Origin of the sequence: Humibacter sp., from assembly GCF_035547335.1 — a bacterium.
GTDB lineage: Bacteria > Actinomycetota > Actinomycetes > Actinomycetales > Microbacteriaceae > Humibacter.
In genome coordinates, this window is sequence record NZ_DASZVF010000078.1 from 1 (window position 1) to 18,808 (window position 18,808).

16 protein-coding genes and 1 rRNA gene are annotated in these 18,808 nt (G+C 66.7%); 12 read left to right on the forward strand and 5 right to left on the reverse strand.

What is annotated here, in order from left to right:
• The first annotated feature begins 24 nt into the window (after positions 1-24).
• Positions 25-141: ribosomal RNA gene (rrf, locus tag VHB92_RS15690) — 5S ribosomal RNA — on the forward strand.
• A 116-nt stretch (positions 142-257) separates the two neighbouring features.
• Here rrf and VHB92_RS15695 read toward each other — a convergent pair.
• The 3 genes from VHB92_RS15695 to VHB92_RS15705 all read right to left on the reverse strand — a co-directional run bounded on the left by VHB92_RS15695 (position 258) and on the right by VHB92_RS15705 (position 3,535).
• On the reverse strand, positions 258-482 hold the full coding sequence (locus VHB92_RS15695) for a KTSC domain-containing protein (RefSeq protein WP_325454706.1): 225 nt from the start codon (positions 480-482) through the stop codon (positions 258-260).
• A 375-nt stretch (positions 483-857) separates the two neighbouring features.
• The gene (locus VHB92_RS15700) at positions 858-1,220 is read right to left on the reverse strand and encodes a GntR family transcriptional regulator (protein WP_325454707.1); all 363 of its coding nucleotides are present in this window, start codon (positions 1,218-1,220) and stop codon (positions 858-860) included.
• Positions 1,221-1,384: 164 nt separating this feature from the next.
• Entirely contained in the window at positions 1,385-3,535 is a 2,151-nt protein-coding gene (locus VHB92_RS15705; RefSeq protein ID WP_325454708.1) for an HNH endonuclease signature motif containing protein, read from the reverse strand.
• Positions 3,536-3,589: 54 nt separating this feature from the next.
• On the opposite strand from VHB92_RS15705, the gene VHB92_RS15710 reads away from it, so the two are divergent.
• The 9 genes from VHB92_RS15710 to VHB92_RS15750 all read left to right on the forward strand — a co-directional run bounded on the left by VHB92_RS15710 (position 3,590) and on the right by VHB92_RS15750 (position 13,754).
• Positions 3,590-4,477 carry an HNH endonuclease gene (locus VHB92_RS15710; RefSeq protein ID WP_325454742.1) on the forward strand — a complete coding sequence of 296 codons (888 nt, stop codon included), beginning with the start codon at positions 3,590-3,592 and terminating at the stop codon, positions 4,475-4,477.
• 169 nt (positions 4,478-4,646) lie between these two features.
• Positions 4,647-5,054, forward strand: coding sequence for a (deoxy)nucleoside triphosphate pyrophosphohydrolase (locus VHB92_RS15715; RefSeq protein WP_325454709.1), 408 nt, complete (start codon positions 4,647-4,649; stop codon positions 5,052-5,054).
• A 257-nt stretch (positions 5,055-5,311) separates the two neighbouring features.
• Positions 5,312-6,607: a hypothetical protein gene (locus tag VHB92_RS15720; RefSeq protein WP_325454710.1), complete on the forward strand. Its 1,296-nt coding sequence runs from the start codon at positions 5,312-5,314 to the stop codon at positions 6,605-6,607.
• 127 nt (positions 6,608-6,734) lie between these two features.
• Entirely contained in the window at positions 6,735-7,946 is a 1,212-nt protein-coding gene (locus VHB92_RS15725) for an enolase C-terminal domain-like protein (protein ID WP_325454711.1), read from the forward strand.
• Positions 7,947-8,069: 123 nt separating this feature from the next.
• Positions 8,070-8,738 carry a nucleoside/nucleotide kinase family protein gene (locus tag VHB92_RS15730; protein WP_325454712.1) on the forward strand — a complete coding sequence of 223 codons (669 nt, stop codon included), beginning with the start codon at positions 8,070-8,072 and terminating at the stop codon, positions 8,736-8,738.
• Positions 8,739-8,894: 156 nt separating this feature from the next.
• Positions 8,895-9,467, forward strand: coding sequence for a helix-turn-helix domain-containing protein (locus VHB92_RS15735; protein WP_325454713.1), 573 nt, complete (start codon positions 8,895-8,897; stop codon positions 9,465-9,467).
• Positions 9,464-10,768 (forward strand): MFS transporter, encoded by a 1,305-nt coding sequence (locus tag VHB92_RS15740; protein ID WP_325454714.1) that lies wholly within the window; start codon positions 9,464-9,466, stop codon positions 10,766-10,768. The genes VHB92_RS15735 and VHB92_RS15740 overlap by 4 nt, the downstream gene beginning before the upstream one ends.
• 151 nt (positions 10,769-10,919) lie before the next feature.
• Positions 10,920-12,077, forward strand: a complete 1,158-nt coding sequence (locus tag VHB92_RS15745; RefSeq protein ID WP_325454715.1) for an acyltransferase — start codon at positions 10,920-10,922, stop codon at positions 12,075-12,077.
• Positions 12,078-12,437: 360 nt separating this feature from the next.
• Positions 12,438-13,754, forward strand: coding sequence for an aspartate kinase (locus VHB92_RS15750; protein ID WP_325454716.1), 1,317 nt, complete (start codon positions 12,438-12,440; stop codon positions 13,752-13,754).
• Positions 13,755-14,163: 409 nt separating this feature from the next.
• On the opposite strand, the gene VHB92_RS15755 is transcribed toward VHB92_RS15750, so the two are convergent.
• Positions 14,164-15,069, reverse strand: a complete 906-nt coding sequence (locus VHB92_RS15755; RefSeq protein WP_325454717.1) for an SGNH/GDSL hydrolase family protein — start codon at positions 15,067-15,069, stop codon at positions 14,164-14,166.
• A gap of 56 nt (positions 15,070-15,125) precedes the next feature.
• The gene (locus VHB92_RS15760) at positions 15,126-16,817 is read right to left on the reverse strand and encodes a site-specific DNA-methyltransferase (protein ID WP_325454718.1); all 1,692 of its coding nucleotides are present in this window, start codon (positions 16,815-16,817) and stop codon (positions 15,126-15,128) included.
• Between the two features lie 368 nt (positions 16,818-17,185).
• Here VHB92_RS15760 and VHB92_RS15765 point away from each other — a divergent pair, with 368 nt between their 5' ends.
• Together VHB92_RS15765 and VHB92_RS15770 are read left to right on the forward strand one after the other, a co-directional pair.
• Complete coding sequence (locus tag VHB92_RS15765) at positions 17,186-17,512, forward strand: metalloregulator ArsR/SmtB family transcription factor (protein ID WP_325454719.1); 327 nt, start codon at positions 17,186-17,188, stop codon at positions 17,510-17,512.
• 110 nt (positions 17,513-17,622) lie between these two features.
• Positions 17,623-18,735, forward strand: coding sequence for a HoxN/HupN/NixA family nickel/cobalt transporter (locus VHB92_RS15770; protein ID WP_325454720.1), 1,113 nt, complete (start codon positions 17,623-17,625; stop codon positions 18,733-18,735).
• Positions 18,736-18,808: the final 73 nt, after the last annotated feature.

Below are 18,808 nucleotides of genomic sequence, written 5' to 3' on the forward strand. Positions count from 1 at the left end.
TCACACTTGATATATCCATAGTGTTTCGGCGGCCATAGCGAGAGGGAAACGCCCGGTCACATTCCGAACCCGGAAGCTAAGACTCTCAGCGCCGATGGTACTGCAGGGGGGACCCTGTGGGAGAGTAGGACACCGCCGGACTTCTTTGTAAGAGGGCCGCCCATTTGTGGGCGGCCCTTCTTGCGTTAATGCGCGGCTCTTCGGCGGTCGAGGGACTGTCGTCGGTCCTGGAGCTGCCCTCGGCTGGCTCAGCTTCGTCAGCTATCGGGGCCCCGTACCTGTTCGTACGGATATTGATCGCGAATGTGGCGGGCGAAGTAGCCGCCGAGGCTGTCGGCGGCGAGGAGCTCCGAGTGCACGATCGGCTGGACTTCGAAGTATCGGTAGATCGCGCCACCGTGAAATTCGAGCTCGAGCGTGTTGGTCTCGTCGTCGTATCCAACCGAGACGAGAACGCTACTGGAGACTGGCGTTCGCTTCATAGGAGCGGCCTCGTGCGACCTGAAGGGTGGCACTCGCTGGTCTTCAACGATAGGTCGTGCGCGGCATCGTTGCCGTGCCGCCGTTGCTGGTGCGCTTCGCCCGTGACTCGGTCACCTCCGAGGCGCCGACTTTGTCTCGAGGGGCCGATGCCTCGCGACGGTCCCCGAGCGGTCGCCATCGAGCGGCCAAAGGTCGACGTGGTCGGGCGACTCAATCGACGTGCGATTGCGGGACCATCCATGGTTCCCGGACCATCCATGGTTCCTCGACTATTCAGTTCCTGGGCCATCCATGCGGTGGCTGGACTGTTGCCAGGCGGCGGACCCTCGGGTTTCGAGGCGTCTGGGCTGCTTCTCGGCCTTATCGCATCCGGGTCACGCCCGGAGCGAGTTTCGCTGCAGATACGCGATCGTGCGCTCAGTGCTGAAGCCGAGCGCGCCCATCTGTCGGAGATACTCGCTGGTGAGAGCGGCCGCGCGCCGGTGCGTCTCGTTGCTTGCGAGATCCTCGGCAACAGTGGTGCCGTTGCGTCCGCGAGTCTGGACGTAGCCGGCCTCTTCGAGTCCCTTGTACGTTCTGGCGACGGTGTTCGGAGCAAGGTCGAGTTCAGTCGCCAGCTGACGAACCGATGGCAACTTGTCTCCGGGTGCCAGTTCACCGGCCGAGATCTGGGCGATGACCTGATCTCGTAGCTGCTCATAGAGCGGGACCGACACGGACGGATCGATGGTCAGCACATGCGCTCCCTCTTTTGTACTCGTACAAAGGTATCAATTCTGCATCCGACGCCTCGGACTGCGGGAATCGGGCGACAGAGCACAGGCGGCACGAACTGCCGATCGACTCGGGGGCAGGCAGCATGAGAGAGACGGCGTCCATCAAACCCCGCCCGAACGTCGCATCACGTTCGTCGACCACTCACCGGCTCTCGCTTACGTGGCGGATGAAGAGCTCGGGACTTGGTCGCGCGACGCCAGGTGCGCTCGTGGTCGATCCACTGCGGAGCCCGGACCTCGGGAACGCCGTTCAACATGCGTATCTGCCATCCGGAGTGCTCGATCGTTCGATGGTGGAACCAGCAAAGCAGCACTCCATTGGAGGTGTGCGTCGGTCCGCCCTTCGCCCACTCTTTGACGTGATGGATCTCGCACCACCCTGCGGGGACGGCGCATCCGGGGATGACGCATCCTCCGTCGCGCAGCGTGATGCCGCGTCTCTGTTGCGGGGTGAAGCAGCGTTCCTGAGCGCCGAGGGAGATGAGGCATCCGGTCGAGTCGAAGTAGACCTTCTGGAAGCCGCCCGTGCAGCAGAACTGCTTCACGGCATCCAGTGAGATCGGCTGGTCGATGCCGTCGATCCATCCTGCGCCCCTGCCAACGGTGAGCTCCTCGGCGGACACCGAAACGAGCACAGTCGGAGACGTGCCACCGACGGTCGGCAGCTGTCCCGATCGAGCCGCCGCATCGACTATCGCGGAGAAGACATCGTGTCGCTGCTGGGCGGGAGAACGGGAATCGCCGTTCAGCTCGGCTTTCTCTCGTTCTTCTTCCGACAGGAAGCGTCCAGGTGTCTTAGGAGAGAGGCAGGAGTCGAACGCGGCTTCGAGCTTGCCGGCGATCTCGGGGAGGAGATCCATGCGGTATCGAACGATGTCGCCGCGCGTACCGACCTTGATGATGCCTCTTTGGACCATGGCCTGCGCCTCGCGAGGACGTGCGCCGTCCGGGTCGAGCGCGACTTGCCACTGAAGGGCTTGGATGCGGGTCTGGTCGGCAGTGAACGGCACGAGGGGTTCGCCTGTTGTCGCGTCCAGACCCAGTGCCGATGCGACGAGTGCCTGCTCCGCTTCGACAAGCATGGCCGGCTCTGCACGGTCTGCGGCCTGACTGAGTGCGGAGGTGATGGCGGTTGCCGTGTCGTAGCCGATGCGTCCGTCGGCGACCGCGTGGGCGACGACTGCGAACTTGGCAGGCGAGGAATCGCCGGTGAACTGCTCTCGAGGCCGCAAGGACGCCCCAGCGCGAGTCCAGCGTGCGGCGGTAGTCTCGGCGACCTGCGTGACGCGGGCGATGAGTTCGTTAGCGTTGCGGCATCCGTTCTTGGCGGACAGCCGGTCAAGGCCCAGCGTCGGCCGTGACCGCTCGCCGATCTCGGCGGCCATGGCGATGCGAAGCGCGTCCACCGTGCGTCCGAGCTGCTCGACGGCCGCCAGCGACTCGAGCAGAGTCGCATCCGGCAGCATCCCGACGTCGTCGAACGACACGGCATCGCGCGCGACGGAGGTCGCCTTCGCCAGGGTTACCGTGATCTCGTTCATGGGTACAGTCAACCCGGTGCCACCGACATTGCGGCAGATAAATTCCCGATCAGGAGGACTTTCTGTGGAAAGAGTGCAGTCGGTGACGCTTGTGGACGGAGAGACGACTGCATAACACGGTTCTTGATCGCCAGCTCTTTCAATCGAAGCCGGCCCTAGTCTCATCAGCCGACTACTCGCGCACCTGTGAACGGCGCCACACTCACGCGGCTCGCCCGGGCGACCGACGTCGAGTCCTGAGTAGGGATCCAAGTCTCGATTGAACGAGCAAAGGTTAAGCCTCGGGGTCGATTCAACTTCGTCGTTTTGACGCCTCTCGCTTTCTCCGGGGATGGGTTCGGGGTTGCCTGTTGCGGTTTGCTCAATCCTTCGTTCGCCGGTATCGATCGCAGGATTCTTCGACCAGGCCGCCTTCGCGGGGTGGACTCTGGGCCGAGTAACGTGAGAACTCGTAAAAATGCGCGACGCCGTGACAAGAACGCGTTCAGGGTTGCGAAACGCCGAGATCTGGAATCTAGCCCGTGCATTATCCGGACCTGTCGACACTTGCACCACCGCTGGGCGCGCGATGCAGTGCAACAGAAGCGGATGGTCGCATGGTGAACGCCGAAACTGTCGAAGCAAACGGAACGCGATCGAACATATCCCCGCGTTGCCCGCGACCCCGCTGCCGGTTGGTGCGAGGATGCCGCCCAAGGACACCACAACGCCGTTGCGAAGGAGTTCTTTGGTCATGAAAGCGGCAAGGACGCCTGGATGATGAACTTGGTGGAGTGCTAGGTGGCGAAGATGAGAAGCCGTGCCGAACAGGCTGCCATCAGGCAGGACGTGTTTCGTTGGCTCGACAATCAGCTCGGTTCGGGGAAGTGGGAGCTGACCCGCGCAGAACTGGTGAATTACACATATCTGGGCGAGCGCATCCCGTTGCTCGACCAAGGGCGTGGTATCCGAAATCCTGCAGACTTTGATTCGACCCTTTCGGTCATGACCAGCGCTAAAGGCCGTCCATATGACGACGAGATCCTGGATGACGGCATCATCCGCTACTCATACCGCGCGCAGGAAGGCGGAGACAACAAGAAGCTGGTCCAGGCCTTTATTGATCGAGATCCGCTGATCTACTTCCGTGGCGTTCGGGACGGAGTGTTCATTGCCTACTATCCGGTGTACGTCATCAAGAATCTTCCTCATGAACGCACCGTGATGTTGGCCGCCGATGAAATGTTCCGCTTCTTTGGTGACCCCTTGGAGATGACAGGAGAAGCTCGGCGATATGCGGAAGGTATCGCGAAGCGCCGGCTCCATCAACCGTTGTTCCGAGCGCGAGTCATGCATGCATATGAAGGAACCTGCGCGATCTGCTCACTACGACATGCAGATCTCCTTGACGCCGCGCACATTGTCGGTGACAGTCACGATGAGGGCCTACCGATCGTGACCAACGGACTGGCGCTTTGCAAAATTCATCACGCCTCATATGACCGGAACTTGCTCGGAATCACGCCGGATTATGAGGTACGCATCAATCAAGATCTCCTGGATGAGGTCGATGGGCCCATGCTCCGTCATGGGCTACAGGACATGCACGGGCGACGAATCGCTACTCCTAAACGGAAAGCCGAGTGGCCCGATCGAGACCGCCTGGCAGTGCGCTTTGCCGAGTTCCGTTCACTTTGACGTGCCAAAGCGGCTTCAGAGCTGTGAGGATCTCGTGGCTTCGCCACGACCCGACCTGCTGTCGCACGAGTTCATCGCAGGCAGGTGGAAGGGCGCACATAGCCACGGTTGTGGGACCGGCGAAGGGAACTCCACGGTGGTCGCTGACTCAGGGACAGAGAGGTGAAGAATGCGAATCGTTGAGGTCGTGGCCGCCGTCGTAATCCGCGACGATCGTGTGCTTGGCTGCCGTCGCAACCCTGCCCGCGAGGCTGGCGGGTTGTGGGAGTTCCCCGGCGGCAAGGTGGAATTCGGCGAGGCGCCCGCAGACGCGCTCGCGCGCGAGATCCGCGAGGAACTCGGCGTCGACATCCTTGTCGGGTCCCTGCTGCATCGAGGGAGCACACCGGTCAACGGCCGCTTGGTCGATCTCAGTTGCTATTGGGCGAGACTCGCTGACGCCGTGCCCACTTCGAGCACCGATCATGACCTCATCTCCTGGTTCCGGCGGAACCAGCTGCGCGGCTTGACCTGGGCCGAACCAGACTTGGCAACGGTAGCTCTTCTGTCGGCCGGCTCGCTGCCCGAGTGGATATAAAGCGTGGGGCACGGGATCACCGCGAGCACTCCAACGGGGCGCGCCGTTCTCGCCTAGAAGTAGGACGATCGCGGTGCAGACTCGTTGCCGTCGTCGGTGCACTTTAGACTCGGACGCAACTCTCTGTCACGGCGCCCAGTTGCTTTGAACTGCTGAAACGCGAACATTCGCCACGCACGCCGAAGAAGCTGACAGCGGAGGATCGCCATTACCCGAGCGGGATGCACAGCCTTCCCGCGTGCGAAACAGGAGTCAACGTGGACCACGAGAACCTGGTCGAAACCGGACGAGGCAGTGAGATCGAGCTGATCAGCGACGCCGACGGTCTAGCTGTCATCGGCGACGCTGCCGTGATTGAGCGATTCATGGTCAAGGAAGGACTGCTCGCGAAGGACCTCGGCATGGCGAAGATCACGCCAACCGTCACGGTGGCGGGTGCTGCTCTCAACGCCGCCTCGCAGATCGCCGCCAACTCGGGCCGCTGGATGCAACTGACCGAGGAATCCGCGAAGGTGGCACACAAGTACGCAATGGTGCACAACACCGGGACGGGGTACGCGCACGCGACTCTGAGAGCGTCGAACGGGCAGTTCGTCAAGAATCTGCAGTTCGTCAACGGGCCGGGGGTAGCGGCCCTCGCCCATCCGGTGGCGCTCCTGGCGAATCCGGCTCTCCTCGCCGGGGTTGGCGGCCTTATGACTCAGTTGGCGATGCAGCGCGCGATGGAGGAGATCACCGAATACCTTGCCGTGATCGACGCGAAGGTCGACGACGTCCTCCCGGCACAGAAGGATGCGGTGCTTGCGGACATGATCGCCGTGGGCCTTGTGATCGATGAAGCCATAGCGGTACGAGAACGCGTGGGCCGGGTATCGGAGGTCACTTGGTCGAAGGTGCAGGGGACGTCGCTCACCATCGCCAGAACGCAGGCCTATGCACTTCTCCAGCTCGACGCGCTCGCCGAGAAACTCGAGACGAAGTCCGCGATGGGCGATCTCGCCGATGCACCGCAACAAGCGCAAGACACGGTCCAGGACTGGCTAGCGGTTCTGGCACGCTGTGCCCAGCTGTACGATGCGCTCGCCGCGCTGGAACTCGATCGAGTTCTCGATGCCGCTCCCGACGAATTGAACAGTCACCGCATCGGCCTTCGGTCGGCGAGGGATGATCGTTTTGAGACCATCGCTCGGAGCACCGGAAATCTGCTCGCTCGCATCAATGCCGTTGCAGCCCTCGCGAACACGAAGGTGCTGCTGCACCCCACTACGTCGCCATCCGTTGTGCGTTCTGCTAAAGGCGTGGCCGCCTCGGTCACGGAGTTCCATCGTCGTATCGGCATCGAACCCGAGACACAGGCGATCGAAGCGCGGAGATGGCGGGATGCCGCCGCTGACGCTGGCGACAAGGCTCTCGCTACCGGCGCTGAAAGCCTGGATGCGGCGTTGCGACTGGGCGACGACTCGCTCGACCGCGCCAGGACCGCTACCGGCAAGTTCGCCGGCGCGATCTCGGAACGACTGCTTCGTGGAGGCGGAGGCAGGACGGAAGGCTGACCGGAGGCGGTGCGGCCGGTTTCGACCAGCTCAACCGGCGGTAGTCGGCGGCAAGGTACCCCCTGCCCCACGCGCGCGTCCCAGCCCCTAGCCTCGGACCATCCGTACCCATGCCAGAGGAGGCCCCATGCGAAACCTGCGGATCGTCGACGTCGAGGTGCACAGGATCACCGGGCCGAATCCGCGATACTCCGAGGGCGCGCATCCGGAGGGCGATCGGCAGCGGCAGGTGCAGGCCGTCGACCTGTACGACGACGCCCGGTCACCGCGACGGGTACCGGCAGCCGAGGCCCGCGAACCGCGCACCATCTCGCTCTGCTATCTGCGCATCGTCGCGGATGACGGCGCTTTCGGCTTCTACGGACCGATCGACGAGCTGCCAGGTCGGGTCGTGCTCGACGTGTACCGCGAGCTGTTGATCGGGCAGGATGCGCTGGCATCCTCCACGATCTGGGATCAGCTCGAGCGCATCGACCGGCACAGCAGGCACGGGCTCCACAAGGCGGCGATCTCGGCGATCGACAACGCGCTCTGGGACCTGCGCGGGCGCGTGTTCGACGCCCCGGTGTGGCAGCTGCTCGGGGGTGGGTCGCGACGGAGCATCCCCGCGTACGCGAGTATGCTCGGCACTCCGCTTGATGCGGAGACGATCGTGAGCCGCGCCACAGCAGTGCAGGCCGAGGGTTTCGCCGGCCAGAAGTGGTTCTTCGAACACGGGCCTGCGAGCGGACCGGAGGGGCTGGCCGCCAGTGTCGATCTCGTGCGGCAGGTGCGGGAGGCCGTCGGCGACGACGAGCCGATCATGTTCGACGCCTACCACGGCTGGGATCTGCCGTTCGCCCGCGCCTGGGCGCAACGCGCCGAGCAATACCGCCCGGACTGGCTCGAGGAAGCTTTGCTGCCGAACCGGCACGCGGCGTTCGCCGAGCTGCGGCGATCGACGAGCATCCCACTGGCCACCGGTGAGCACGTGTACGACAGGCAGGAGGTGCTCGACCTGCTGCGCGACGGGTCGATCCAGGTGCTCCAGACCGACCCCGAGTGGTGCGGCGGCGTGACAGAACTGACCAGGATGGCGGCGCTCGCGGAGACCTTCGGAGTGGCTCTGATCCCGCACGGGCATGGCGTGCACGCCGCGCTGCACGTGATCGCATCGCAGTCGCCCGAGGTGTGCCCCAAGGCGGAGTACCTGCTGCGGCACATGCCCTGGCGGCATCACTTCGAAGCGGATGCCCCGGCCCCCGTCGGCGGCGCGTTCGCCCTTCCGACGGAGCCCGGCTTCGGTATCGAGCTGGACGAGTCGAAGATCGAGCGCGACGAGCTGTTGCCTTTCGGCTGACGGCCGCAGTCCGCGGCGGGAGCAGTGGTCGCTCGGCGCTGTCCATCGTGCCGTGGGTCGACGTCCTCGACGGCCGCCGTCCCGAGGCCGAACGCGTGCCCAGCACACGGCATGATCGGATGCATGACCGCCGATCCCACGCCCGACCTCGACTCGCTCGTCGAGAGGATGCTGGCGCTCGCCGGATCGAGCGATGAGCAGGCATCAGCACCCCGAGCGGTGCTCGGTATCGCCGGCCCACCCGGCGCAGGCAAGTCCACACTGGCTGCCGAGCTCGCGCGCGGCGCTGCGCAGCGCGGCCACGCGGCCGACGTCGCTGTGCTGCCGATGGACGGGTTCCACCTGGCCGACGCCGCACTGGAACGGCTCGGACGACTGGACCGCAAAGGCGCCATCGATACGTTCGACGGGCGCGGGCTGCTTGCACTGCTGCGCCGCATCCGCGACGGGCGCGACCACACCGTGTACGCGCCAGCGTTCGAGCGCGATCTCGAACAGCCCATAGCGGGCAGCATCGCGATCGAACCGCACGTGCGCATCGTCATCGTGGAAGGCAATTACCTGCTCGACGACGAGGAGCCGTGGCGGAGCATCCGCTCGCTGCTCGACGAGTCGTGGTTCGTCGAGACGAGCGACGAGGTGCGCGTGCCCCGCCTCATCGCTCGCCACGAGCGCTTCGGCAAGAGCCCGGCGGATGCCCGGAACTGGGTCGCGCGCGTCGACGAGCCCAATGCGCGGCGCATTGCAGCGTCTCGAGCACGAGCCAACCTTGTGGTGACGCTTTCTGGGTGAGGTGAGGTGGTCTCCGCGGGCTCAACGCGCGGTGCGGGTTTCGAGGTGCTCAACCCGCGGTGGCCCGGGTTTCGACGGGCTCAACTGCGGTAGGGACAGAATTCGACGGGCGACCAGCCAGTTCCCTAAATACGAAAGCGCTGTTATATTAGCGCTGTGACATTCCCGGATCGGAAGCGCGAGGACCAGAGCGGGTCGGACGACGCCAACACCGGCGCCCGGACGAGCCGCGCGCCCCGCCCGAGCCGCGTCTCGGAACTGCCCAGCACGTGGCGACCGATCAAAGGCGTGCAGCAGCGCATGGAAGACGGCATCGCCGCCGTCTACGACAGGCTCGGCATCGAGGGTGTGCGGCCACGGTTCAGCATGGCGCTCATGTTCCTCGATGACGGGGGCATGAGCGGCGGCATGAGCATCCGGGAGCTCGCGGACCGATGCGGTGTGACGCACTCCGCGATGAGCCAGTCCGTCGCGGTCATGCGCGACGCCGAACTCGTCGAGTCGGAGCCCGGAACGGATGCCCGCAGTCGCGTCATCACACTCACCGCGCGAGGCCACGAAGTCGCTGCGGTGTTCTGGCGGGAGTGGTACGCGACGGAGACGGCCGTGCGCGAGGTCGCCGAGGAGGCCGGCGTGGATCTCGAGCAGGTTGCCGCCGGAATGGGTGCCGCCCTCGACCGCGAGTCGTTCACCGATCGCGTGCTGCGGCACCTGCAGGCCGAACAGTGAGTCTGCGCGAGCATCTGATCGACGTTCGCCCGCTCCGCGACATCCCTGCGTTCCGGGCGTTCTGGGTCGGCGCGACGGTCTCGAGCTTCGGCAGCCAGCTGAGCGCGTTCGCCCTGCTCTATTACATGTGGGAGCTGTCGCACTCGGCCGCGCTTGTGGGCCTGATCGGCCTCGTGCGGGCCGTGCCCATGGCGATCTTCGGACTCATGGGAGGAACGCTCGCCGACCGGATGAACCGCCGCACCGTGCTGCTCACGGTGCGGCTGACCCAACTCGCGAGCGCGGTCTCGCTCGCGGTCGTCGTGCTCGCCGGCGGGGGCAGCGTGCCGGTCGTCTACGTCTTCATGGCGATCGGAGGTGGACTGGCCTCGATCGGGGCCCCCGTCGCGCAGACATTCGCCCCGCGCCTGCTCGACGGGGAACGGCTCACCGCGGGCCTTGCACTCATGCGCCTGTCCTCCCAGTTCGCCATGCTGGCCGGACCGTTCGTCGCCGGATTCCTCGTGAACTGGGTGGGTGTCGGCCTCTGCCTCGTCATCGACGGCGTCACGTTTCTGGCCTCGCTGTGGGGCATCTTCAGCCTGCCGGCGGATGCCGGCCGTCCACAGCCGGACCGGGCCGACGGCCGGTCGGGGCGGGGCATCCTCGGCGCTGTGCACTATCTCGTGCGCACGCCCGTGCTGTTGGGGGCCTTCGCCGCAGACCTCAACGCCACGGTGCTCGCCATGCCTACCGCGCTGTTCCCGGTGATCAATGCAGAACGCTTCGGCGGATCCCCGGTCACGCTGGGGCTGATGCTGCCCGCGATCGGGCTGGGCGGCATCCTGGCCGGGGTCTTCTCGGGCCGCATCACGCGACAGCCGCGCCAGGGCGTGGTCATGGTCGTGTGCTGCGCCGTCTGGGGTGCGGGCATGGCCCTGTTCGGCCTCGGCGGATGGCTGCCGGTCGCGCTTCTCGGCCTCGTGATCGCTGGCGCCGCCGACACGGGCACGGTGGTGAGCCGCGGCACCATCGTGCAGCGGGCGACGCCGGATGCGCTCCGCGGCCGCATGAATGCGCTCGACTTCCTGGTGGGCGCAGGTGGGCCGAGCCTCGGCGATCTGCGGGCGGGGCTCGTGGCATCCGCCACCTCCGGCGCCATCTCGGCCGTGAGCGGGGGACTGGCGTGCGTGATCGGCGCAGGTGTGATCGGCGCCGCCATTCCAAGCCTGCGGTCCTGGCGTGCGGATGCTTCGACACGCGAGAGGGACCCGCAGTCACCCGTCGAGCAGAACGACCCCCAGTCGCCCATCGACCGCTGAGAGCGCGAGTGCTGAGACGGTGCCCGGGGGTGTCCTGATCCGGCGTCCCTGGGACGAACCTGCACAGGACGACAGGTTCGACACCGCGCCTGCCAGAAGCCGTCGAGGCAGCGCATAGCGCCGTCGGAATTCCGCCGTCCACGCTGGCAGCATGCGGGAAGCGGTGCCGAGGTCTGTGACGCGCATCCGCCCCGAGATCCAGGCCCTGCGGGCGCTCGCCGTGGTCGGAACGATCAGCTACCACACATGGCCGGGGTACATTCCAGGCGGCGACGCGGGCGTCGACGTCTTCTTCGTCGTCTCCGGCTTCCTCATCACGGGCATGCTGGTGCGCGAGGTCGACCGCACGGGCGGCATCTCGTTCCGGCGCTTCTACACCCGGCGCATCCGCCGGCTTCTGCCCACCGCCTACGCCGTCATCGCATTCAGCGCCATCATGACGCTCACGTTCGTGCCGCGCCAGCAGTGGTCGTACTTCTTCCACGAGATGCTGATGGCGGCGCTCGGTGTGGAGAACTGCAGCGAGCTGGCGAACTCGCAGAGCACGGATGCCGTCCTGCGGCACCTCCCGCCGACCCCGGTTCTGCACTACTGGTCGCTCGGTGTCGAGGAGCAGTTCTATCTCGTCTGGCCTGCGCTCATCCTGCTCATCGTGTGGCTGGTTCGACGAAGCAGGCCTCGTGGACAGGGCTTCCGCACGCAGCTGCGCTGGGTCTTCGCCGCCGTCGCCGTCTGCTCGTTCGCCGACTGCGTCGTGGCCACGTACGCCAACGTGAACCTGGGCTATTTCGCGCCCAACGCACGCGCGTGGGAGCTCGCCGTCGGAGGACTGCTCGCGCTGGCGCCGGGACTCGACCGGATGCCGACGAAGGCACGCGCCGCTCTGGGCTGGGCCGGCCTCACCGCCATCGTCGGCACGTATCTGCTGGTGTGGGACCAGCACCACTTCCCCGGCTGGTACGCGCTGTTCCCGGTCGCCGGCGCCGTCGCGGTCATCGCGGGCGGCACCCCGACGACCAGATGGTCGCCCGCGTACCTGGCGCAGTGGTCGCCCATCCAGTCGTTCGGCGACGCCTCGTACTCGATCTACCTCTGGCACTGGCCGATCATCTTCCTCTTCCCGTTCGTGTCCGGCCATCCGACGGCGTGGTGGGGCGTCGTGCTGCTCATCGTGCTGGGGGTGGCGGTCGGCTTCGTGTCCAAGCGCTGGATCGAAGACCCGCTTCGTGCGGGCGCCCGCACGCGTGAGCTCACCCGTGGCCTCGTAACACGCGCAGAGCACGATCCGGCGCGTGCGTCCAACGTTTAGAAGCGGGGGCGCCGGGCGCGGGGCCGGAAAATCGGAGTTCCGTGTCGCCGCGCCGATGTGGCACCGCGAGACACGGCGTGTCGACGCGAAACTCCGGTTTTCGGCCGCCCGCGGCCGCCGCGCGACTCATCAGTCTGGGCGCGACTTATCCGTCTGGGCGCGATTCATCCGTCTGGGGAGGGCGGCGGCCGGCATTGGCTGGACGCGGACGGATGCGACAGGACGCGACGGCCCGACGGGCAAGGCAACGGGGGACGTAACGCGGACGGACCCGCTCCTGCGCATACGTAGAATTGGGATACCAGGCGTGAGTCGCCGGCATCCGCCCGCCGCGTCGCATCCCACCCCCTTGGAGTCCACGTGGCTTTGATCGTGCAGAAGTACGGCGGTTCCTCCGTCGCCGACCCGGAGAGCATCAAGCGGGTCGCCAAGCGCATCGTCGAGACGCGCAAGGCGGGCAACGAGGTCGTCGTCGCGGTCAGCGCCATGGGCGACACGACGGACGAGCTCGTCGACCTCGCGCATGAGGTGACACCCATGCCAGAGCCGCGCGAGCTCGACATGCTGCTCACGGCGGGGGAGCGCATCTCGATGGCGCTGCTGGCCATGGCGATCAAGTCGATGGGATACGACGCGCGCTCGTTCACCGGCAGCCAGGCCGGCATGATCACGGATGCGCAGCACGGCGCCGCGCGCATCGTCGACGTCACTCCGGGTCGCATCCGCGAGGCGCTCGACGAGGGAGCGATCGTGATCGTCGCGGGCTTCCAGGGGTTCAGCCGTGAGTCGCGCGACATCACCACGCTGGGGCGAGGCGGGTCGGACACCACGGCGGTGGCGCTCGCCGCCGCGTTGCAGGCATCCGTCTGCGAGATCTACACGGATGTCGACGGCGTGTTCACGTCGGACCCCCGCGTCGTTCCGCTGGCCCGCAAGATCGACTACATCACCAGCGAGGAGATGCTGGAGCTCGCGGCCGCGGGCGCGAAGGTGCTGCATATTCGCGCAGTGGAATATGCGCGGAGGCATGGCGTGACGCTGCACGTGCGGTCGTCGTTCAGCCTGGGCGAGGGCACGTTCGTGCTCAACGAGTCATCCGACGATTACGCCGAACGGCTTGCCGCGCTGCAGGCGAAGCTGCAAGAGAAGGGCAAGAAAGTGGAAGAGCCGATCATCGCCGGTGTGGCCACCGACCTGAGCGAGGCCAAGATCACCATCGTGGGCGTTCCGGATGTTCCCGGCAAGGCCGCGCTGATCTTCAAGATCGTCGCCAAGACGAACGCGAACATCGACATGATCGTGCAGAACGTGTCGGCGGCGGCGACGAGTCTCACCGACATCTCGTTCACGTTGCCGAAGGGCGATGGGCAGCGTGTGCTTCAAGCGCTGCGCTCGGAGCAGGACGAGGTGGGTTTCCAATCGCTCCAGTACGACGACCAGATCGGCAAGCTGGCGCTCGTCGGCGCGGGCATGCGCTCGAATGCCGGCGTGTCGGCAGCGCTGTTCGACGCCCTCTACACGTCGGGCATCAACATCGAGATGATCTCGACGAGCGAGATCCGCATCTCCGTAGTGACCCGAGCCGACACGGTCGCCGAGGCCGCCAGGGTCGTGCACCACGCGTTCGGACTGGATGCCGACACCGAGGCCGTCGTCTATGCGGGCACCGGCCGCTAGGGCGGTTCGCGTCCGCGGCACCGCCGGTTGAGCCTGTCGAAACCGAGTTCTCGGGCGGCGTCGTGATATCCGCAACAGGCAGAAGTCACCAGAACAGGCCGATTCCGCCTGTTCTCGTGAGGTAAGGGTATTCCCGCCTGTTCTCACGACGCGTCCGGCGTCGGAATTCGCCCCGCACAGCCGGTTCCGGTAGCTCCGTACCGCCGGTTGAGCCTGTCGAAACCGCACCCTTCGGGCGGCCGCGCGGTATCGGCAACAGGCAGAAGTCACCAGAACAGGCCGATTCCGCCTGTTTTCGCGGGGTAAGGGCATTCCCGCCTGTTCTCACGACGACGGCGTGCGGATTCGGCGGTGCGGCAGCATCCCGGCGGGCACGACCGCGGTGGCACCGCGGGCGGGACGGCCCGCGTCAGCGGGTCAGGGCGCTCAACGTGTCGGCGTAGCGCGTGTACCCGTTGACGGTGGGGTGGTACGCGTCGAATCCGTTCAGCACGAACCACGGCTTCTTGGCGTTCACGCCGTGTCCCTTGAACGACACATCGACGAAGTGGATGTCGGTGCCCGCCTGCCGCTGCTTCGCCACGGCATCCGAGATGGTCGCGTCGAGCGATGCCACAGCAGCGTCGACGGCCACGGCCGCCGACAGCTCGGGCGAGCCGAGCGTGTTCTCGTCGATGGTGGGCAGGTCGTAGAACAGCGGGTAGTCGGCCACGAGGATGCGCGCGTGCGGAGCGGCCTTCGCGATCGCCTTGTACGTCTTCGACAGCTTGTCCGGCAGCTTCTGCAGCAACGCGACGGATGCCGCCACCGCCGCCTTGCACGTCGCCGACTCGCCCTTGGCACAGGCCGACGGCAGCACGCTCACGTTGAGATCGTTGCCGCCGATCGTGATGGTGACGAGATCGATCTGCGGGTCGAGCGTCTTGATCTGGTGTTGGAGCACGTCGGCCGTCGTCGCGCCCGCGCACGCCGGAAAGCGGGAGAGCACGATGCTCTTGGACTGCGCCAGCTGCTGCGGAAAGCTGTGGGGGCTGCGCCGGCAGGGACCGGTCTCGTTCCCGCCTCCCATTCCCGCGGAGTACGAGTCGCCGAGCGCGGCGTACCTGAGCGGGTTCGACGGCGTGCCGGTGCGGAGCGTGGAGGTCGGGGCAGGCGTCGGCGCGGCGCTCGTCGTCGGAGGAAGCGTGGGGCCTTGAGTGCGATCGGCATGGACCGAGTCGGAGTCGGCGCATCCGGCCAGCGTCACGGCAGCGAGGGCAGCAGCGAGCAGCGCGACGGCGGCGCGCTGGTATGCCGCTCGGGATCGTCTGCGCATCCTGTGAGGGTACTGCGGGCATCCTGGAGCGCCGTGGACGGATGCTGGGCGCCGGCCTAGCGTTCCGGTTCGAGCCTGACGAGGCGGAAGCCCGTGTCGACGCCGGCGCTCGGCGCGGCGGAACGGACGCGCTCACCCGCCCGCCGGATGCGTTCGGCCGTGACGTCGGCGATGGTGGCGTGGCCTGCCGCCGCTGCCGCCGAGTGCGGGGGAACGGGCGCGTCGAGTTGCACGAGGATGAACCGGCGCCGGCCGCCGTCCTCGGCGTTCTGCTCCATCACGGCCTGCGCGGTCGTGCCGGATCCGGCGAAGAAGTCGAGCACCAGGTCGTCGTCCGAGGTGGTCACGGCGACGAGCGTGCGCAGCAGCGAGACCGGCTTCGGTGAGTCGAACTGCAGGTGCATCCCGAGGTCGTCGAGGTCGCGCTGTCCGCTCATCGTGCTGGGCCCGAGCACGACGTCTTTCAGCGTCATGCCATCGACATCGCGCACCTTCGTGCGGATGCGCAGCGCGCCTCCTGTCGTGTCGAACTCGAGCTCGTCGTGGTCGGCGAGCACGCGCGAGCGACTCCAGCGCCAGGCGTGCCAGTTCAGTCCTGGCCGATGATTGGCGTGCGGCATGGCCGTGACGAAGCCGTCGAGCTCCGTGTCGTCGTCGATGTCGGTGACGCGCACCTCACCCGTTCCCGGGTGGTAGTGGATGCGGTACACCATGGTGGGCGCCGTGCGCTCATTGAACCGGGAGTTGGTGTTGTAAAGCTCGTTCTTGGTGACGTACGGTCCCTTCGCGTCGTGCTTCACGGCATACCCGGGATGCCGGTAGATGGCAGGCATGAGCGCGTGCAGCTGCGACGCCGAACCGCGGAAGCGGGCGACGTCATCCGCGTTCCGCGCGAAGCAGAGGATGTACTCGTGCGTGCCGGCCGGGCCGCCGCCGGAGATCTGCCTGCCCTTCAGGTTGCTCACCCACACGATGGTCGCGACCACGTTCCTGGCGCCGAACACCTCGGCCAGCAGCAGCTTGAGCTGGGCCACCTCGTTGCCGTCGATGCTGACGAACCCGACGCCGTCGTCGGCCAGCAGGTCGCGAGCCACGAGCAGCCGCGGGTACATCATGCTCAGCCACGCCGAGTGCAGGTGGCCGCCGGCATCCGCTGCCGATTCCTCGTGGTCGTCCGGCAGCTCGAGCGGCTCTGCGGGTTCGGCATGGGTGTGCGCCTCGAGCGCGTCGGCGGCAACGGCGTCCGCGTCGAACCCCGCGGCGCGCTCGCCTGCGGAATGAAGGTCCCGGAACGCCCGCCTGCTCAGCGCGAAGTCGTCGTGATAGACGAAGTCGTTGCGCGTGTTGTACGGCGGATCGATGTAGATGAGCTTGACGGACCCCCCATGCGTGCTGCGCAGGTGCTTCAGGGCCTCGAGGTTGTCGCCCTCGATGAGCAGATTGCAGCTGGATGCCGCACCCGGCGACCCGGCCGGCAGCTCGCGCATCCGGCTGACGGGCGGAGCGCTCGCGCTCGCTGCGGCCGCGCGCTTGCCGGGCCAGTCCAGCCGGTAGCGCTCGCGAGCGCCCTCGACCATCGCGCCGGAGAGCTCGTGTCTGAGCGCATCGAAGTCGACCGCGACGTTCGGCCGACCCGACTCGTCGAGCACCTCGGTGACGACGTGCGGGAACAGGCGGCCGATGGCCCGGATGCTGTCCGCCAGCCGCTCGGACGTGGTCGCCGGGCAGGCTTCGTCCGACTCGTCCACTCGTGCTCCTTGTCGTCGTGCTGCGTGAGGCCTGGCGCGCCGCTCGCCAGTGTCGCCTTCACCGTCCGCTCGTCGGTGCTCCGTCGTCGGTGTTCGCTCGTCAGTATTCACTCGTCACTGCTCACCCGTCACTGTCCACTCGTCACTGTACGGGCGGCGGCGAGTGCCACGCCGAACACCCGCGGCGGCGAGCGCCACGGCGAACATCCGCGGATGCGAGCCGAGGGCTGTGCGCGGTCGGTGGCTGTGCGATGCGCTGCGCGGTCGATGGCGGGGCGATGGCCGCGCGGTCGATGGCGGCGCTATGGGCGGCGCGCTCGATGGCGGCGCTATGATCGGCTCACTCGGGCGAGGCTGGAGGCGTCAGCATGCAGGACGATCACGATCCGGCGGCCGCCCGCCGCGCATACGAGACGGTCGACATCGACGGCTGGACGGAGCGTTTCGCGCTGCTGTCCGATCCCACTCGCCTGCGGCTGCTGCTGTGCCTGCACTACATGCCCGGTCTCAATGTGGGTCAGATCGCGAACGTCACGGAGGTCAGCCCCACCGTCGTCTCCCAGTCGCTTCGGCGCCCGCGCGGCAACGGCTGGGTCGTGTCGGAGAAGGACGGCAGGGAGCAGATCTATCGCCTGACCGACGAGCGTCTGCATGCCATGCTGCACGCCATCGGAGCGCGGCACGCGGGCGAGTGACCGGCCGCTGTCTCGGCGGCGCGCCGGATGCCGGGATCGTTGCGTCGTCGCATCCGCCTGGCTAGCCTGGCATTGCTGCACGCTCGTGCAGGTATTGCGAAGAAGGTCGAATGGCGATTCCGGGGGGTACGCCGACGTCGGTTCGTCGCGGCTCCGCGTCTCCAGCCAGAACGTACGTCGCCATGTACGGGGTCGTCGTGCTCCTGCACGTGCTCGGCTGGGGCACGCTCGTGATCATGGTCGTCTCGCAGGGCGGAGACACGGGATCGACCGCGCTCGGCCTCGGCATCGGGCTGACGGCATACACGCTCGGGATGCGCCACGCTTTCGACGCCGACCACATCGCCGCGATCGACAACACGACGCGCAAGCTGCGTGAGCACGCCGATCGGGAACCGGTGTCCGTCGGCTTCTGGTTCTCGCTCGGCCACTCCAGCGTCGTCATCGTGATGGTTGCGCTGGTCGCCGCGGGCGTGCACGCGCTGACGACCCAGTTCACGGACAGCTCCTCGTTCGTCTCCACGTACGCGAGCCTGTTCGGCGCCTCCGTCTCCGGCCTGTTCCTGCTCATCCTCGGCGCCGTGAACTTCGTGGTGCTGATGCGCATCGTGCGCGTCTACCGCGACATGCGCCTCGGCGGGCTCGACGAGGCGGAGCTGGAGCGTCAGCTGTCGGACCGCGGGCTGATGAACCGCATCTTCGGCAGGCTCATGGGCTTCATCACGCGGCCGTTCCACATCTATCCGATCGGCGTTCTGTTCGGGTTCGGATTCGACACCGTCAGCGAGATCGCGCTGCTCGTGATCGCGGGCGGGGCCGTGGCCAACGGCATCCCGTGGTACGCCATCATGGTGCTTCCCGTGCTGTTCACCGCGGGAATGTCGCTGCTGGACACCACCGACGGGGTCTTCATGAACCGCGCATACGGGTGGGCGTTCGACCGGCCGGTGCGCAAGATGTACTACAACATGATCGTCACGTCGCTGTCTGTGGTCATCGCTGTCGCCGTCGGAGCCATCGAGCTCATCGGCGTGATCTCCTCGGCGACGGCGATCACGAGCGGTCCGCTGGGCTGGATCGCCGGCCTCGACCTCAACTACGTGGGCTTCACGATCGTCGGCCTGTTCCTGGCCGCGTGGCTCGTCTCGCTGGCGATCTGGCGCATCCGCCGGGTGGAGGAGCGCTGGACGGGACGACTCGTGCCCACGGACGACGACGTCTGACACCGCTCGCCGCGTCGCGGATGACTCGACCGGCAACCCGCGGAGACGACGTCTGACACCGCTCGCCGTGCGT

What these genes read in the sequence shown, in the direction of transcription:
- VHB92_RS15695 (WP_325454706.1), bottom strand. Translation starts at nt 482, where the DNA reads ATGAAGCGAACGCCAGTCTCCAGTAGCGTTCTCGTCTCGGTTGGATAC.
- VHB92_RS15705 (WP_325454708.1), bottom strand. Translation starts at nt 3,535, where the DNA reads ATGACCAAAGAACTCCTTCGCAACGGCGTTGTGGTGTCCTTGGGCGGC.
- VHB92_RS15710 (WP_325454742.1), top strand. Translation starts at nt 3,590, where the DNA reads ATGAGAAGCCGTGCCGAACAGGCTGCCATCAGGCAGGACGTGTTTCGT.
- VHB92_RS15715 (WP_325454709.1), top strand. Translation starts at nt 4,647, where the DNA reads ATGCGAATCGTTGAGGTCGTGGCCGCCGTCGTAATCCGCGACGATCGT.
- VHB92_RS15725 (WP_325454711.1), top strand. Translation starts at nt 6,735, where the DNA reads ATGCGAAACCTGCGGATCGTCGACGTCGAGGTGCACAGGATCACCGGG.
- VHB92_RS15730 (WP_325454712.1), top strand. Translation starts at nt 8,070, where the DNA reads ATGACCGCCGATCCCACGCCCGACCTCGACTCGCTCGTCGAGAGGATG.
- VHB92_RS15745 (WP_325454715.1), top strand. Translation starts at nt 10,920, where the DNA reads ATGCGGGAAGCGGTGCCGAGGTCTGTGACGCGCATCCGCCCCGAGATC.
- VHB92_RS15755 (WP_325454717.1), bottom strand. Translation starts at nt 15,069, where the DNA reads ATGCGCAGACGATCCCGAGCGGCATACCAGCGCGCCGCCGTCGCGCTG.
- VHB92_RS15765 (WP_325454719.1), top strand. Translation starts at nt 17,186, where the DNA reads ATGCAGGACGATCACGATCCGGCGGCCGCCCGCCGCGCATACGAGACG.
- VHB92_RS15770 (WP_325454720.1), top strand. Translation starts at nt 17,623, where the DNA reads ATGGCGATTCCGGGGGGTACGCCGACGTCGGTTCGTCGCGGCTCCGCG.